The sequence below is a fragment of the Hyphobacterium sp. genome (assembly GCF_965217055.1).
Classification (GTDB): Bacteria; Pseudomonadota; Alphaproteobacteria; order Caulobacterales; family Maricaulaceae; genus Hyphobacterium.
This window is the reverse complement of sequence record NZ_OZ244227.1, coordinates 2,523,260-2,537,861: the sequence shown is the minus strand read 5'-3', so window position 1 is coordinate 2,537,861 and position 14,602 is coordinate 2,523,260. Positions and strand designations below refer to the sequence as shown.

The following is a 14,602-nucleotide window of genomic DNA, read 5'->3' as shown; positions in this document are numbered from 1 at the left end:
CGTCTATTCCTTTTCCATCGTACATTGCAGCGGATGCTGCGCGCGCCGTGCCAGGTCCATCACCTGCGCCACCTTCGTTTCGGCGATCTCGAAGGTGAATACGCCGCAAACGCCGACGCCATTCTGGTGCACATGAAGCATGATCTGCGTCGCTTCTTCCGGCGACTTATTGAAGATGCGCATCAGCACCTCGACGACGAATTCCATCGGCGTGAAATCGTCGTTCAACATGATCACCCGGTATAAAGACGGTTTTTTCGTCTTCGGCCGGGTGCGGGTCGCGACACCGGTCTGGCGATCGGGGTCGCTGGGTTTATCGCGGCGCTCACTCATCGATTCGGCTCGTCGCTAGAGCTCTATTAGATATGCAAGCATTGCGATCTTGGAAGGCCTTTCGCGTCGTCATGCACAGCTTCCCTAAGCTGTGGAGCGAAATTGTGACACCCGATCGGTTAAAATCCGGCAACCAAGTGGGGACGAGCGCGCAAAAGAAAAGGCCCGGTGGAAAGCCACCGGGCCAGTTGGGGAGAAATTTACAGGGCAGCTGAGGGGAGAAGTCGCTACCCTGAAGTCGGTCCTAGCGGGCCGACTGAACCATTTCGACCGACGCCGCGAAGCGGTCATTGATCGGCTTGGCTACTTCTTTGACAGCACCGGCATAAAGGTCGGTGGTCTTGTTCAGTTCGCCCAGGAACATGTCCATGGACGACTTCACGAAATCAGTCTGGACTTCGATCATGTCCTGAACCGATTTGGCGGTGGTCAGCGCCTTGGTGGCGGCAACAGCCGATTCCATCGAGGTCTTGGCGTATGCCACGGCGTTGGCATTCAGCGTTTCGGCGTTCTTGCCGGCAGCCGTCGCGGAAGCGATCACGGCGTCGACATTGTCCTTGGCAAACGAATTGATCTCGTTGACCGACTTCAGCGACTTCTCGAAACCTTCCTTGAAGGCCTCATTGCCGGCGGCGGTGATGTTCTCGATCGTCTCGTTGACGGCAGTGGTTTGAGCTTTGGTCATGGTTTTATCCTTTTTCGGGGAGGATTTGGCTTTCGCCGGCTTGCGGGCCGGTGATTTCCTGGTTGTTTTCTTGGCAACCGGCGCGGCCTTCTTGGCAGCGGGTTTCGCCGAGGCTTTCGTGGCAGCAGGCTTTTGGGCCTTGGCCGGCTTGGCGTCGGTTTTTGCCGCTTTTGCGGCCGGTTTCTTGACGGTCTCGGTCATATCAAACTCTTCAGTTGCGACTCGTTTGTTCGCAGTTGCAGCATTTATATGAGGGATGTGTGCGCCCGCGTCAAGAATTATGTTGCACTGCACAATAATTATTTTTTCGACCTCTTAACACCGCCTCAAGAGGTTGCAGTGCTCTATCCGGGTCATGTTTGGCATGCGTGGATGGGTTTTCGCGCTCGCGGTTGCGCTGGCGGCCTTGCTCAATGGGCAAGCTGACGCTGATACACGCCGTTATGCCGCCTTCGTTGCGGACTCGAATACCGGCGAAATCCTGCACAGTCGATTGGCAGACGCGCGCCGTTATCCGGCATCACTTACTAAGATGATGACCCTCTATTTGCTGTTTGAAGCGATCGAACAGGGCGAGCTTGATCTCGCGGATACGCTGACGGCATCTCGCATCGCAGCCAGCCAGCAGCCGTCCAACCTCAACCTTTCGGCCGGCGACACGCTGTCGGTCGAGACCGCGATCCGCGCCCTCATCATCAAGAGTGCGAATGATGTGGCGGTGATCGTCGCCGAGGAATTGGCGGGGACCGAACGGGCCTTTGCCGTCGAAATGACGGCGCGGGCGCGCGAACTCGGCCTTTCCAACACGACATTTCGCAATGCATCGGGTCTGCCCAATTCCCGCCAGGTCACAACCGCCCGCGACATGGCCAGGCTGACACTCGCACTGCGCAGGGATTTCCCGCAATACATGCCGTATTTCGCCGAGCGCAGTTTCACCTACAACAACCGCACCTATCGTTCGCACAATAATCTCGTCGGGCGGGTGGACGGCGTCGACGGCATGAAAACCGGCTACATCCGGGCGTCGGGATTTAACATCGCCACGACGGCTCAACGCGGCGACAGATCGCTCGTCGCCGTTGTGATGGGCGGTCCCACGGCCGCTTACCGCGACAGCCACGCAGAGCAATTGCTCGAAGCCGCTTTTCGCTCGCTCAACAATCGGGAAGCCTTGATCATGGCCGCCCAGACCCTCTCGCCGCGCCTCAATCCGATCCGCGAACAGGATCTGTTGGCCACTCACATCGCTTCGCTTGATCTGGCGCAACCCGTGGCCCAGGGCGATGGCGAGAGTCTGCCGGCATTGCGCGTCGAGATTTCCGACGATCTGGGCCCTCCACCGGCAATCGAGCGCAACCCGGAAACCGTTGCTCGGACCAACGCCGGCAGCTGGTCCGTGCAGGTCGGCGCCTACGCCGATGCCGCAGCAGCACAGGCGCGGCTGGAAACCATTCGCGACATGTCCGGCGATCGTCTGGCGAACGCCGCCCTTGCCACGCCGCGCTTCGCGACCAATGGCCGCGTATTGTATCGCGCGCGCTTTACCGGGGTTGACGCCGCGAATGCCAGGCGCGTTTGCGCGCAACTGGCAGCGGTTAACGAGTCATGCTTCGCGGTCGCACCAGGCGGCTAGTTTTTTAGCAAGACGTCACGCGCTTCCGTTAGCCGTCTCGACAGCCCGCCCGTTCCGCCGGAATCGGGATGCACTTTCTTCATGAGCGCGCGGTAGGCCGTGTTGATTTCGGCGGCATCCGGATTCCCTGTCAGTCCGAGCAAATCAAGCGCTTCTGCGCGCGACATTTGGCGGGCAGGCGTTTCGGCATTCTGCGAACCGCGGCGCGGCTTGGGCCGAAACCCGGCTCCGATCGCCATCAGCCCCACACCGAATGTCGCAATAGGCGCGCCGATCATGGCCAAGCCACGCAAAGTCAGCAGACCACCAACAATGGCAGCGGCCAATCCAAGCAGGATACGCGACCAGCGCGCCGCTTCTGCTGTGTTCATCCGGGAGAATGCACGGGCAGCGAGGACCAGAACAATGAGGACGGCAAAGCCGAGGATCAGAAAAGGCATCAGAAGGGCAGTTTAGTGCCCGTCAATTCCGGAAGTTTCAAGACGGTCAGCAGATCGCGCATCTCCTGGCGCGCAGCAACATGGCTCATCGAGAACACCACGCTCGAACCGTCTTCGGTCAGGTCGAGCAGCGTCAGGCCCAGCGGAAACAGCTCGCGGTAGATCACGCGCTCGGCAAATCCCGGTGCCAGCCGGAAACCGATCCGCTCCGACAGCTTCTTGAGCCCCTCGCCCACCCGGCGCTTGTTACGCGCATCGAGTTGCGACATGCGGTTGCGCATGACCACCCAGTCGATCGTTTTCCGGTCCGAGCCGGCGCGCCGCTTGCGGCAGTCCCAAACGAGTTCGGCATAGACACTCGGCCGCCCGACCTCGAACGTCGTCGCGTCGATCTCGGCAAGCAGATCGAAATCGATAAAGCTGTCATTGACCGGCGTGACGATGGTGTCGGCGCGCGCATGGGCGAGGCGCGAATAATGCGTATCCGCACCCGGCGCATCGATAACTATGAAATCGCAATCTGCCTTCAGCTCGCTGAAGGCGGCCTGGAAGCGGGCATTTTCCTCGGCTTCGGCTTCATCGAGATGGCGCAATCCGCTCGGCGCGACACTGCGCTCTTTCGGCATTGGCAGCTCGACACCGTGGGAATCCACCCAGTGACGACGGTTGGAAAGATACCGACCGAATGACCGTTGGCGAAGATCGAGGTCGATGACTCCAACGGATTTGTGCATCCGCAACAGCGCAACAGTCAGGTGCATTGCGACCGTCGACTTGCCCGCGCCCCCCTTCTCATTGCCGACCACAATGACGTGCGCTCCGGAATTGCGGCGCACCAAGCTGAACCGGCCAGGACGTTCGGATCGCGTCGATACATTCATGAAAACACCAGATGTCGTAATTCACCCAAGCCCACTCTAGAGCAAGACGGGTGCCAGCGCTAACCGATGATTAAATTTGTGAAAATAGTTACCGCCGCAGGGACTGCCCTGTGAAATCCGTCACTGCGCACCAGCCGCCGGATTCCTCTATCGCGTGACAGGCATCCGCCGCATCCGCGGCGGAATCGAACGGTCCGGCCTTGAGCCGCAGGAATACGCCGCGCGAGCCCAGATCGGTCTCCTGCAACCGTGCCTGCCGCACACCCAGCAAGTCCGGAAACAATTCCTGGAGTGTGCGCCAGCCCGCCGCGGCGTGGGCTTCCTCCCGATACGAGGCCAGATGCACAGCGTGCATTAGGCTGACACCGCCGTCAGGGTCAGGCGCCAATGGTTCGGGCTCGGGGTCGGGTTCAGGCGGTGCGGCCATGCGAAGGGCGAGCGCCCGCATCTCGGCATCGACCGAGTCCAGCGCAGCCGGATCATGGCGGGCGCGGTAGTCCAGTTCCTGGGCCAGGTGCGCTGCGATCGCAGCAGCTGGCGTGGCTGCCACAGGTAAGGCGGCGGGTGCCTCTTCGCGGGTCGTGACACAGCCCGCAAGGCCGATGCCGAGAAACAGAATTGTGGCGATACGGATCATTTTTAGAACCTAGTGCGAGTCGCACCGCTTGCGTCCAGCGCGAAGCCGCATTATCCGGCGCGGATGAGCGATCTTTCTTCCCTTCCCATCGCCACGACGGCAGATCTCGACCAACTCCGCAAAAAAATCCGTGGATGGCAGCGCGATGGGCAGCGTGTCGGTTTCGTACCGACAATGGGGGCGCTTCATGAAGGCCATCTCTCGCTAATCAAGCTGGCACAGGAGCGTGGCAGCAGGGTCGTCGCGAGCATCTTCGTCAATCCGGCTCAATTTGCGCCACACGAGGATTTCGATGCCTACCCGCGAACACTCCGCGACGATGCCGCGAAACTGGCGAATGCCGACTGTGACATGCTCTACGCACCGCTCGCCTCGGACTTGTATCCGGACGGATTTGCTACCGAGCTGAAGCTCGGAGGCGCCGCGCAAGGGCTGGAAACCGACTTCCGGCCGCATTTCTTCGCAGGGGTGGCGATCGTCGTCGCGAAGCTGTTCAACCGCGTCCAGCCTGATCTCGCCGTGTTCGGCGAGAAGGACTATCAGCAATTGCTGGTCATAAAACAGATGGTCCGCGATCTCGACCTGCCGATATCGATTATACCGGGCCCGACGCTGCGCGAACGCGACGGTCTCGCCCTGTCCTCCCGCAATGCCTACCTGTCGACGAAGGAACGCGAGATTGCCGCCGGTCTGCATGAAATCCTGACCGGTTTTGCCAGGGATCTGGCCAATGGCACCGACTGGGAGACGGCTCAGGGAAAGGCGCTTGCGAAAGCGGCGAGCGCCTTCGACCGCGTCGACTACATCGAAGCGCGGTGTGCAGCGACGCTGGCGCCGCTGCCGGCTGGCCCCGTCGATCGTCCGGCGCGCGTCCTTGCAGCTGTCTGGCTCGGCAAGACGCGCCTCATCGACAATCTGGCGGTCGGCTAGCCCTACCAGGCCCCGATTTCGAGCAGCTTGCGGCGCAATTCGGCCGGCAGATCGGCGCCACCGGCGGCCGGATCCGACAAATCCGCGGGAGCGTCTTCCGGCTTGAGATAACGCCATCCCTGAAACGGTCGCCGCATCGCCGGCGCGGTGCGGATCAGCTCGTTGTCCATGACGATAGCGCACCGCTTGATCCCGTCATCGCCGACGACTTCGCGAAGGTCGATAATCCGCTGCCGGACCTGGATGACGCGCTTGATGACCCAGTAAAGACTGCCGCCATCGAGAATCTCCTCGGCGCGCTTGGGAGACATGCGCGTGACATGCGTCGACTGCCAGGTTTCCCCGCGCTGGTCCGCTGCCGCTTTCACGCGGGCACGGTGGCGCTCGAGATCATCGATCGTATCAACGCCAACGCAGAGTTTGACCAGATGCACCGTCATGCCTACGAGCTAGGCCGACTCCGGCCTGACGCCAAGTCAGGGCTCCACATACTCCACATCGGAAAATCGCATGGCCATGCGTTGCTGATGTCGCTGGAACAGCGCACTGACCTCCACATGCGTCGAGAGTGACGTCATGATCGGTGCCGGCAGACCATCCTGACGATCGAAGGTCATGACCATCTCGAAGGTATGGATCCGGGCGGCGGCATTGGGTTTGAAGCTCTCCGGCGCGAAAATCCGGATCTCACCGACATGGCCGGCATCAGCCAATGACAATTCACCGGAAAGATGCTCCTGCATCAGATCGTCCTCGTCCGATCCCGGGTCGAGATTTGGCGCAAAGGCATAGCGACCAGACCCCAGTGGCCGCACCTCGCCGTCCACCATGAGGGCGGACTCGGCGTCGAAGAATAATCCGCCCCTGCCGATCGAAGAATCGCCTTCTGCCGGTTCGGCCTCGTTCGGTGTATTCATGTCCACCCAAATCTCTGACAGCTCGTCATTCAGCGTCGCGGGGTCGGTGGGGCTGATCAGGGTCCAGTCCTCGCCGTCGGGCCGGCTGCCATCGAAACGGGCGCTCAGCGTCTGGTCGGCAGCTGTTATGTCGACCACGAACCGCCAGTGCGCGTCCTCCGGCGTTTCATAGGTCATGGCCAACGCGTCAGCGAGAGGTTCCGGATAGGATAAATTGTCCGCGTGAACTGCGGATGCCATCAGCGCCGCCATGGCGGCCGCTTGCAGAATTGTCATCAAAGTAAGGATCCCTTAGCCCGGTCGATGCCCCCCAGCAGGACCAGCAAAGGCCAGGCAGGCAGGCCTGGCAAGTTACAGCTTGGACAGGCTGGCTATGCGGCCTTGTCGCGGAAACCCGTCGGCGACGCACCGTCGATCTCGAACGTTGTTTCGCTCTTTGGCAGCGGCTTGCTGTGCCGCCACAGCTTTTTCGCCATTTTCGAGAATGCCAGCTTCAAATAGGCACCTGGGCCGCTCGCGGCGGTCGATTTCGGATCCATGCCGAACCGCCGGCGCAGCACGCCATTCGCGTGCAGCACGCCATTCTTGAGCATCGATTCCGGCGTTACCAATTCCATCGTGATCGACACATTCATGCCTGACAGATTTTGCACACGGTGCGGTCCGTGCAGCGGCCAGGAGGTGAACATGCCCGGCTCCAGGTCCACCGCTTCGCATTCATTGTCCCAAGCCGGTTCGAATGGCAGATCCTCGGTCTGTTCTTTGTGCAGTATCGCTTCCATGTGCCGGTCAGTGACATAGGGCGCAGCGGTCGGGTAGATGCGGATCCGCTTTTTGCCGCACACATGCCAGAGAATGGTTTCCGAAACGTCGGAATGAATGAAGACCTGCGCCGTCGGCGAGGAAATCAGGATGCCGCTTTCGACATTCAGCACCCGGTAACCCGGATTGTTGGCTTTCATGTCGGCCAGCATGCGGTCGAACAACGGTCGGTAGACCGCATCGACCATCATTGCCTCGCGCAGATTGATCCAGAGTTTCCCGGCGCGCACTGCTTCGAGCAATTCTAGGCCAGACAGATCACCCGGATCACCAGCCCGCCAGCTGTCAGCGCCGTCGGTGAGGTCGCCCATGGTACAGAAATCCGTGAGGTCGCGCGGATGCCGTTCGATCAGCGCCGCGAGCGCTTCGTCGGAAAACTCCGGCCTCTGATGGAGATCGTGCCGTCCCACGACGACTTTCTTGCGAAAGCCGGAACGGGCATCACTGCTCCATTCCGTGACAATTTTTTCCGGCTTGCCGGTTTCGCCTGTGCCGTTCATGGCCACCTCCACGTTTCGCGTGCAGGGCGAGCAAGTTTCGGGCCAGATTGCACTGAAACGAAGAGCGACCTCCGCGGACGTGATCCGGGAATCTGACAACCATGGCATGACAGGCGCGCGGGTCCCGCCAGAGGCGCCCGGAATGACGGTTCTCTAGGCTGCCGCCTCGTCCTCGTCGGCGAGCGTGACCAGTGGATCACCCTCACCGACCTGGTCGCCGGCCGAGATCGAAACGCTGGCAATCACCCCGTCGCGCGGCGCCGCCAGCGCATGCTCCATCTTCATGGCCTCCAGCACCAGCAGCTTCTGTCCCTTGGTCACAGCATCACCTTCGGCAATGTTCAGTGACAATACCTTGCCCGGCATCGGCGCCTTTACCAGCCCGCCGGCTTCTGCCGCATCGGCCGCCGCATCGGGTCGCGGAAGATTGAACCGACTGGCGCGGCCTTCGGAAAACACGATGACGCCATTTGCGTCCTCCACCACGCGACCGGAGGCTGCATCGCCGTCCAGCGCCAGCGTCTCATCACCGATCATGGCCATGATGCGACGGCCCTTGGCCGGCGGTTGATCAAAACTGACAATGACGGGCTCGCCATCATGCTCGAGTCGAACGACGATCCGCCGGTCGGTATTGGACCGGAAACCGTCCGCAAGCGACCACGGGTCGCGGCTTTCTGCGCGCTGATATCTTTCAAGCAGCGAGCGCCCGGCAATCGCAATGTCCGCCTTCGCGGGGCCCGCGGGCAGCAGGCTGTCGGATTTTTCGGCAATCAGCCCCGTGGAGACATTTCCTGACGCGAAGTCCGCATCACGCAGACATTGTCCGAGAAAACCGCCATTGGTCTTGACCGGGTAGACCCGCGTTGCGGCAAGCGCCCGCAAGCCGCGAGCGATCGCTTCGTCGCGACCGGTGCCGCTGGTGATGATTTTCGCGATCATCGGATCATAGTGCAGCGACACTTCACCGCCCTGCTCGACGCCGCTGTCGACACGAACCCCGTCGATGCCATACGGCAGATCGAGGATGTCAAGCGGCCCGATACTTGGAAGGAAACCGTTCGCCGGGTCCTCGGCGTAAAGCCGCGCTTCGATCGCATGACCGCTCAGTGAAATACTGTCCTGCTCGGGAACCGAGCCGCCCGCCGCGACCTTCAGCTGCAGCTCGACAAGGTCGAGCCCTGTCACCAGCTCGGTCACCGGGTGCTCGACCTGCAGGCGGGTATTCATCTCCATGAAATAAAAGCCGTCCTCGCGCAGTGCGCCGGATCCGTCGACGATGAATTCGACCGTTCCCGCGCCCTCGTAATTCACCGCTTTCGCGGCCTGCACCGCCGCCGAGCACATCGCTGCGCGCACATTCGGCGTCATCCCCGGTGCCGGCGCTTCCTCGATGACTTTTTGGTGCCGGCGCTGAAGCGAGCAGTCGCGTTCGAACAGATGGATCACCCGTCCGCGGCTGTCACCGAACACCTGGACCTCGATATGGCGCGGATTCTCGGTGAATTTCTCGATCAGCACCTCGTCATTGCCGAACGAGGATTTCGCTTCGCGCTTGCAGCTGTCCAGCGCGTCGAGGAAATCACCCTCGGCATCGACCTTACGCATGCCCTTGCCGCCGCCACCGGCGACCGCCTTGATCAACACCGGATAGCCGATCGCATCGGCGGCGTTCTTGAGGTGGTCCGGATCCTGGTTGTCGCCGTGATAACCGGGCGTGACGGGCACGCCCGCGTCTTCCATCAGCTTCTTGGCGCGGTCCTTGAGCCCCATCGCTTCGATCGATTCCGCCGACGGACCGACGAATTTGATGCCGGCTGCAGCGCAATCGCGCGCAAACCCCGCATTCTCCGAGAGGAATCCATATCCCGGGTGAATGGCCTCGGCGCCGGTAGCCTTCGCGGCCTCGAGGATCTTGTCGGCCCGCAGATAGCTCTCGGCACTCGGCGCCGGGCCGAGCAGCACAGCTTCATCCGCCTCTTTCACATGCGGAGCTTCGGCATCGGCTTCGGAATAGACGGCGACGGTGCGAATCCCCATCCGCTTGGCGGTGCGCATGACGCGCCGGGCGATCTCGCCGCGATTGGCGACCAGGAGTGTTTTGAACATTGATTGATCCTGCACTCTTTTCGTCGTTGGTATTACCGACATGCCTTCCCGAATGAAAGCCCGCTCGCACCCATCCTCCGGACTGACATGGAACGTCCAGGAACGTGACGGGCAGCGCCGTCACTCCTCCCCGTCAAGCAGAGGGATGATGCGCGTCGCGGCTCTTCCGCGGTCCCGCCCTATGCACGGCGGCAACCAGGACGAAACTGATGATCATCAGGAGGTACCACGACCCGAGCTTCTGGATGGACACGATCTGCCAGCCATTCTCCTGTCCGGGATAGGCCCAGGCACGGGCAAAGGTTCCGATATTCTCGGCAAACCAAATGAACAGCGCCACCAGCAGCAGCCCGATCACAAGCGGCATGAAGCGGTGCTTTTCATCCGGTCGAAACCAGATCGCGCAAGGCCCGTAGATCAGCAGCGTCGCGGCATACAGCCCCAGACGGATATCGATTGTGTAGTGGTGCGTGAAGAAATTGATATAGATCGCCAGCGCCAGCAGACCCTGCAGCCAAAGCGGCGGAAAGCGGTCGAACCGGAATTCGAAAATTCTCCAGACGCGCGCCAGATAGCTGCCGACGCTGGCATACATGAAGCCGGAGAACAGCGGCACGCCGGCAATCCTTAGATATGCCTCTTCGGGATAAATCCACGACCCTGCATAGGTCTTGAAGATTTCCATCGCCGTGCCGACAATATGGAAGACGAGGATGACCCGTGCTTCCTCCCATGTCTCCAGCCGGGTCGCCAGTAAAGCAAACTGGATCGCCAGCGCCGAAAGCGTCAGGAAGTCATAACGAGGCAGCACCGCGTCATCAGGATAGAACAGATAGGTGCCCAGCAGCAGCGCCACCATTGCCCCGCCGAACAGGCACGCCCAGGCCTGCTTGATGCCGAAGGACACGAACTCGAAAAGGAAACGTGTGAACGGGCCGCGCACGAAGGCCGCCCGCCACGCCTCGCGTCTTGCATGCAGCCAGGCGCGCGGATCGCGGAACATTTCCAGTGCTGGTTACTCCGCCCAGCTGGGCTTGCGCTTCTCGAGGAAGGCAGACAGGCCTTCCTGGCCCTCGTCACTCGCGCGGCGGTGCGCAATGCGCTTGGCGAGATCGTCCATCAGCCCGTGATTGATCTTGTGCGCGGCCACGTCGTCAACCAGCTCCTTGGCATCGGCAATGGCCCCCGGTGCGGCCCCGAAGCCGAGGCGGGCGACATGTTCCGCCATGTCATCAAGCTCGTTCTCGTCGCCGACCACGTATTGAACGAGGCCGATCATGTGGGCGAACTGGGCATCGAACCCTTCCGCAGTTGCAAACAGTGCCCGCGCCCATTTCGGACCAATGGCGCGGATCACAAAGGGAGAGATCGTCGCCGGGGTCAAACCAAGCCGGACTTCCGAGAAACGGAATTTGGTGCTCTTTTCGGCGATCGCGACATCGCAGGCTGCCACAAGACCAGACCCGCCTCCCATCGCGGCCCCCTGGACCAGGGCGATCGTCAATTGCGGCAGGTGGAACAACCGGTAGAGCATGCCGGCCAGCGCTTCGGCATCTTCAATGTTCTGATCGCGCGTATAACCGGCGGCATCCTTCATCCAGTTGAGATCGCCGCCCGCACAGAATGTGTCGCCGGCGCCGCGCAACATGACAATGCGAACCTCGTCAGTGTTCTTTGACAGGAGTTCGAAGATTTCGCTTAGCCGGTTGATCGTCTCGCGGTCGAACGCGTTCTTCTTTTCGGGTCTGTTGATGGTGACAACAGCCATCTTGCCGGGGGTGACGTCGAGAAGGACGGGTGGGGATTCGGACATGGTTGCGTGAACTCCTGTGTTGCTTCACCTCTAGCCAATCTCGGCACAGGAAACAAAGGGTCAGCACGCGATGGTCGGAATTGAACGCAGATGCGCCGAGCCGCCAGAGGCATTGCGGCATAAAAAACCGCCGGCCTGAAAGGCCGGCGGTCTTCAAAACAATTCGGTCCGCAATATTTAGTCGCCGCGGAACAAGATTCCCTTGATCATGCCCAAGATCATGATGCCAATGAAATATGCAATCGCCAGAGCGCCAATATATTTGAGATAGGTCATGTCGGTGAATTGACCTGCGAAGGCTCCGAAATCGAAACCATCCATGCCACCTCCCCGGATCATTGGCATGACCACATCGACGATGATGTGAATGACAACGCCGACGATGGCAAAAATAAGGATCGCGCCCGCGGAGCGCAGCAATAAGGCCAGCACCAGAGCAATGACACCAAACTGAATCGCCAATGGCATCCAGTTCACGCTTTCTCCATTGCCGGCATACATAATCAGACCCGGCTCAAAGAACGCATAGGCTTGGTCGAGCCAGCCCCGCGCTGTATCCAGAAATTCCATGGCGATTTTCCCCTCAACTACGCCCACGCGCGAACACATTACCCCAGAACGCGCGAATTGTTAAAACTCTCCTAGCAAATGGAGCGGCGCGCAAGTTTTCTCGCGTGACAGGCGATTTAATATTTGACCCACGTTAGAATTTGCCACCGATACGCCCTGCAGACAGGCAAAATCGCCTTGCAGGGTTGACTATACGCTATAAGCACAATGATTAAAATGCACGCCTAAGGCGTACGGCTTCCCGCTGTTTCGCCCAGTGAACGGCGAAAATTGCACGAATCCAGCGCGATTAACGTTGACGCACACGTCAGTGCGCCGCAGCGACTTCGATCATGATCTCGTTCCGGCGCAAGGGAGTCGGCACCCAGGGCGGACTGAAGAAAGCATATTCCGGGTCGCCGACAGCCTCATAGCCCTGCGCGGCGAGCCAGGCTTCAAGCTCGCCGGGATATCCGGACAAGTTCTCGGCCGAACGGCCGCCGCGAAACTCGATGGCGCCATCGCGGCGTACGCTCTCATAGGCGGGTTCTTCAGTCGCCATGGTGGCGGCGGTCGATACTGAAAACGTCAGGAAAAGGGCAAGCAGGCGCATGGGGCAATCTCCGGGTGTTCATGCGCTTGTTTACGCACCTGGCCCCGAAACGGATTGCCTACATCCGGAACACGCCGAATTTCGTGTCCTCGAACGGCGCGTTCATCGCGGCTGACAGGGACAGCGCCAGCACCCTGCGCGTATCGGAAGGCGCAATAATGCCGTCATCCCAAAGCCGCGCCGTCGAATAATAGGGCGAGCCCTCTTTCTCGTAGAGATCCCGGATCGGTTGCTTGAAGGCCTCTTCCTCGTCCGCAGACCAGTCCTCGCCGCGCGAGTCCATTCCGTCGCGTTTCACGGTGGCAAGCACGCTCGCCGCCTGCTCGCCGCCCATGACGGATATCCGTGAATTCGGCCACATGAACAGGAAGCGCGGGCCGTAAGCCCGGCCGCACATGCCGTAATTGCCGGCACCATAGGAGCCACCGATGATCACCGTGATCTTCGGTCCGGCAAAGCAGGACACGGCTGTCACCAACTTGGCACCATCCTTGGCGATGCCGCCGGCCTCGTATTTCGACCCGACCATGAAGCCGGTAATATTCTGCAGGAAAACGAGCGGGATCTTGCGCTGCGCGCACAACTCGATGAAATGCGCGCCTTTCTGGGCGCTTTCCGAGAACAGGATGCCATTATTGGCGATGATACCGACCGGCATGCCGTGCAGGCGCGCAAACCCGCAGACCAGCGTTTCGCCGTACAGTTTCTTGAACTCGTCGAATTCCGAGCCATCGACAATTCGGGCGATGACTTCGCGAACGTCATAGGGGGTACGCAGATCCGTGGGTACGACACCGTCCAGCTCGGCCGAATCGTAGGCCGGATCGATCGGTTCGGCGAGATCGGCGGAATTCGATTTGGTCGTGTTCAGCGTACCGACAATGCGCCGCGCCAGGAACAGGGCGTGTTCGTCGTCTGTTGCATAGTGATCCGCCACACCGGACTGTCGCGCATGAACATCTGCACCGCCAAGGTCCTCCGCCGATATCACCTCGCCCGTCGCAGCCTTTACGAGTGGCGGCCCGCCAAGAAAGATCGTGCCCTGCTTGCGCACAATGATGGTCTCGTCCGACATCGCCGGCACATAGGCGCCGCCCGCCGTGCACGAGCCCATGACGGACGCAATCTGCGGAATGCCCATCGAGGACATCTGGGCCTGGTTGTAGAAGATCCGGCCGAAATGCTCGCGGTCGGGAAAGACCTCGGCCTGGTGCGGCAGGTTTGCCCCGCCGGAATCGACGAGATAGACGCAAGGCAGCCGGTTCTGCATCGCGATTTCCTGCGCCCGCAAATGTTTCTTCACCGTCATCGGGTAATAGGCACCGCCCTTGATGGTGGGATCATTGCAGACGACCATCACCTCGCACCCGGAGACGCGTCCGATCCCAGCGATCATGCCGGCTCCGTGCACATTGCCTTCATACATGCCGTTCGCGGCCAGCGCGCCGATCTCGAGGAAGGCAGAACCGGGATCGAGCAGGCGTTCAACGCGATCGCGCGGCAGCAGCTTGCCTCGCGACAGATGCCGCTCCCGCGCCCGTTCGGAGCCGCCCTGTGCTGCCTCGGCGGTCCTGTCGCGCAACTCGCCAATCAGGTCGAGCATGGCTTTGCGATTGGCCTTGAAAGCGTCCGAACCGGTATCGGCGGCTGATGTCAGTCGGCTCATTTCCAGCGTATCCCAGCAAACTTGGCCGCCAATTAAGCCGTTGCGGCAGTGTTTCGCAATGTCGCGCATGC

At 60.7% G+C, this 14,602-nt stretch carries 17 protein-coding genes; 3 read left to right on the top strand and 14 right to left on the bottom strand.

From position 1 onward, the window contains the following. Window positions 1–3: 3 nt before the first annotated feature. On the bottom strand, window positions 4–333 hold the full coding sequence (gene clpS / locus ACOOFN_RS12730; RefSeq protein ID WP_420432058.1) for an ATP-dependent Clp protease adapter ClpS: 330 nt from the start codon (window positions 331–333) through the stop codon (window positions 4–6). 244 nt (window positions 334–577) lie between these two features. Then, a complete protein-coding gene (locus ACOOFN_RS12725; protein ID WP_420432056.1) occupies window positions 578–1,018 on the bottom strand; it encodes a phasin family protein in 441 nt (146 codons plus the stop codon). Between ACOOFN_RS12725 and ACOOFN_RS12720 the strand changes: the two genes are divergently transcribed. Together ACOOFN_RS12720 and ACOOFN_RS12715 are read left to right on the top strand one after the other, a co-directional pair. Further along, the gene (locus ACOOFN_RS12720) at window positions 1,017–1,271 is read left to right on the top strand and encodes a hypothetical protein (protein ID WP_420432054.1); all 255 of its coding nucleotides are present in this window, start codon (window positions 1,017–1,019) and stop codon (window positions 1,269–1,271) included. The two genes, ACOOFN_RS12725 and ACOOFN_RS12720, sit on opposite strands and share 2 nt — an antisense overlap. A gap of 111 nt (window positions 1,272–1,382) precedes the next feature. Further along, on the top strand, window positions 1,383–2,654 hold the full coding sequence (locus tag ACOOFN_RS12715; RefSeq protein WP_420432052.1) for a D-alanyl-D-alanine carboxypeptidase family protein: 1,272 nt from the start codon (window positions 1,383–1,385) through the stop codon (window positions 2,652–2,654). Here ACOOFN_RS12715 and ACOOFN_RS12710 read toward each other — a convergent pair. From ACOOFN_RS12710 to ACOOFN_RS12700, 3 genes are all read right to left on the bottom strand, one after another. Next, window positions 2,651–3,094 (bottom strand): J domain-containing protein, encoded by a 444-nt coding sequence (locus tag ACOOFN_RS12710; protein WP_420432050.1) that lies wholly within the window; start codon window positions 3,092–3,094, stop codon window positions 2,651–2,653. The genes ACOOFN_RS12715 and ACOOFN_RS12710 overlap by 4 nt on opposite strands. Next, entirely contained in the window at window positions 3,094–3,975 is an 882-nt protein-coding gene (locus ACOOFN_RS12705; RefSeq protein ID WP_420432048.1) for a division plane positioning ATPase MipZ, read from the bottom strand. The genes ACOOFN_RS12710 and ACOOFN_RS12705 overlap by 1 nt, the downstream gene beginning before the upstream one ends. Window positions 3,976–4,063: 88 nt before the next feature. Next, window positions 4,064–4,612 carry a hypothetical protein gene (locus ACOOFN_RS12700; protein ID WP_420432046.1) on the bottom strand — a complete coding sequence of 183 codons (549 nt, stop codon included), beginning with the start codon at window positions 4,610–4,612 and terminating at the stop codon, window positions 4,064–4,066. 63 nt (window positions 4,613–4,675) lie between these two features. Here ACOOFN_RS12700 and panC point away from each other — a divergent pair, with 63 nt between their 5' ends. Then, entirely contained in the window at window positions 4,676–5,542 is an 867-nt protein-coding gene (panC, locus tag ACOOFN_RS12695) for a pantoate--beta-alanine ligase (protein ID WP_420432044.1), read from the top strand. Window positions 5,543–5,544: 2 nt separating this feature from the next. Here the strand turns inward: panC and ACOOFN_RS12690 are convergent, their stop codons facing one another. The 9 genes from ACOOFN_RS12690 to ACOOFN_RS12650 form a co-directional block, all read right to left on the bottom strand. Then, complete coding sequence (locus ACOOFN_RS12690) at window positions 5,545–5,982, bottom strand: DUF1489 family protein (protein WP_420432042.1); 438 nt, start codon at window positions 5,980–5,982, stop codon at window positions 5,545–5,547. A 36-nt stretch (window positions 5,983–6,018) separates the two neighbouring features. Then, window positions 6,019–6,735 (bottom strand): hypothetical protein, encoded by a 717-nt coding sequence (locus ACOOFN_RS12685; protein ID WP_420432040.1) that lies wholly within the window; start codon window positions 6,733–6,735, stop codon window positions 6,019–6,021. A 95-nt stretch (window positions 6,736–6,830) separates the two neighbouring features. Then, window positions 6,831–7,781, bottom strand: coding sequence for a hypothetical protein (locus ACOOFN_RS12680; protein WP_420432038.1), 951 nt, complete (start codon window positions 7,779–7,781; stop codon window positions 6,831–6,833). Window positions 7,782–7,934: 153 nt separating this feature from the next. Further along, the gene (locus ACOOFN_RS12675) at window positions 7,935–9,890 is read right to left on the bottom strand and encodes an acetyl/propionyl/methylcrotonyl-CoA carboxylase subunit alpha (protein WP_420432036.1); all 1,956 of its coding nucleotides are present in this window, start codon (window positions 9,888–9,890) and stop codon (window positions 7,935–7,937) included. A gap of 133 nt (window positions 9,891–10,023) precedes the next feature. After that, window positions 10,024–10,893 (bottom strand): DUF817 domain-containing protein, encoded by an 870-nt coding sequence (locus tag ACOOFN_RS12670; RefSeq protein ID WP_420432034.1) that lies wholly within the window; start codon window positions 10,891–10,893, stop codon window positions 10,024–10,026. A 12-nt stretch (window positions 10,894–10,905) separates the two neighbouring features. Next, a complete protein-coding gene (locus tag ACOOFN_RS12665) occupies window positions 10,906–11,703 on the bottom strand; it encodes an enoyl-CoA hydratase-related protein (RefSeq protein ID WP_420432032.1) in 798 nt (265 codons plus the stop codon). A gap of 177 nt (window positions 11,704–11,880) precedes the next feature. Next, window positions 11,881–12,273, bottom strand: a complete 393-nt coding sequence (locus tag ACOOFN_RS12660; RefSeq protein ID WP_420432030.1) for a hypothetical protein — start codon at window positions 12,271–12,273, stop codon at window positions 11,881–11,883. Between the two features lie 307 nt (window positions 12,274–12,580). Then, window positions 12,581–12,865, bottom strand: a complete 285-nt coding sequence (locus tag ACOOFN_RS12655) for a hypothetical protein (RefSeq protein ID WP_420432028.1) — start codon at window positions 12,863–12,865, stop codon at window positions 12,581–12,583. Window positions 12,866–12,923: 58 nt separating this feature from the next. After that, window positions 12,924–14,531, bottom strand: a complete 1,608-nt coding sequence (locus tag ACOOFN_RS12650) for a carboxyl transferase domain-containing protein (protein WP_420432026.1) — start codon at window positions 14,529–14,531, stop codon at window positions 12,924–12,926. Window positions 14,532–14,602 lie beyond the last annotated feature (71 nt).

Excerpts from the sequence above, each read along its gene's own strand:
- clpS (WP_420432058.1), bottom strand. The coding sequence starts at position 333 with ATGAGTGAGCGCCGCGATAAACCCAGCGACCCCGATCGCCAGACCGGT.
- ACOOFN_RS12720 (WP_420432054.1), top strand. The coding sequence starts at position 1,017 with ATGGTTTTATCCTTTTTCGGGGAGGATTTGGCTTTCGCCGGCTTGCGG.
- ACOOFN_RS12725 (WP_420432056.1), bottom strand. The coding sequence starts at position 1,018 with ATGACCAAAGCTCAAACCACTGCCGTCAACGAGACGATCGAGAACATC.
- ACOOFN_RS12715 (WP_420432052.1), top strand. The coding sequence starts at position 1,383 with ATGCGTGGATGGGTTTTCGCGCTCGCGGTTGCGCTGGCGGCCTTGCTC.
- ACOOFN_RS12710 (WP_420432050.1), bottom strand. The coding sequence starts at position 3,094 with ATGCCTTTTCTGATCCTCGGCTTTGCCGTCCTCATTGTTCTGGTCCTC.
- ACOOFN_RS12705 (WP_420432048.1), bottom strand. The coding sequence starts at position 3,975 with ATGAATGTATCGACGCGATCCGAACGTCCTGGCCGGTTCAGCTTGGTG.
- ACOOFN_RS12700 (WP_420432046.1), bottom strand. The coding sequence starts at position 4,612 with ATGATCCGTATCGCCACAATTCTGTTTCTCGGCATCGGCCTTGCGGGC.
- panC (WP_420432044.1), top strand. The coding sequence starts at position 4,676 with ATGAGCGATCTTTCTTCCCTTCCCATCGCCACGACGGCAGATCTCGAC.
- ACOOFN_RS12690 (WP_420432042.1), bottom strand. The coding sequence starts at position 5,982 with ATGACGGTGCATCTGGTCAAACTCTGCGTTGGCGTTGATACGATCGAT.
- ACOOFN_RS12685 (WP_420432040.1), bottom strand. The coding sequence starts at position 6,735 with ATGACAATTCTGCAAGCGGCCGCCATGGCGGCGCTGATGGCATCCGCA.
- ACOOFN_RS12680 (WP_420432038.1), bottom strand. The coding sequence starts at position 7,781 with ATGAACGGCACAGGCGAAACCGGCAAGCCGGAAAAAATTGTCACGGAA.
- ACOOFN_RS12675 (WP_420432036.1), bottom strand. The coding sequence starts at position 9,890 with ATGTTCAAAACACTCCTGGTCGCCAATCGCGGCGAGATCGCCCGGCGC.
- ACOOFN_RS12670 (WP_420432034.1), bottom strand. The coding sequence starts at position 10,893 with ATGTTCCGCGATCCGCGCGCCTGGCTGCATGCAAGACGCGAGGCGTGG.
- ACOOFN_RS12665 (WP_420432032.1), bottom strand. The coding sequence starts at position 11,703 with ATGTCCGAATCCCCACCCGTCCTTCTCGACGTCACCCCCGGCAAGATG.
- ACOOFN_RS12660 (WP_420432030.1), bottom strand. The coding sequence starts at position 12,273 with ATGGAATTTCTGGATACAGCGCGGGGCTGGCTCGACCAAGCCTATGCG.
- ACOOFN_RS12655 (WP_420432028.1), bottom strand. The coding sequence starts at position 12,865 with ATGCGCCTGCTTGCCCTTTTCCTGACGTTTTCAGTATCGACCGCCGCC.
- ACOOFN_RS12650 (WP_420432026.1), bottom strand. The coding sequence starts at position 14,531 with ATGAGCCGACTGACATCAGCCGCCGATACCGGTTCGGACGCTTTCAAG.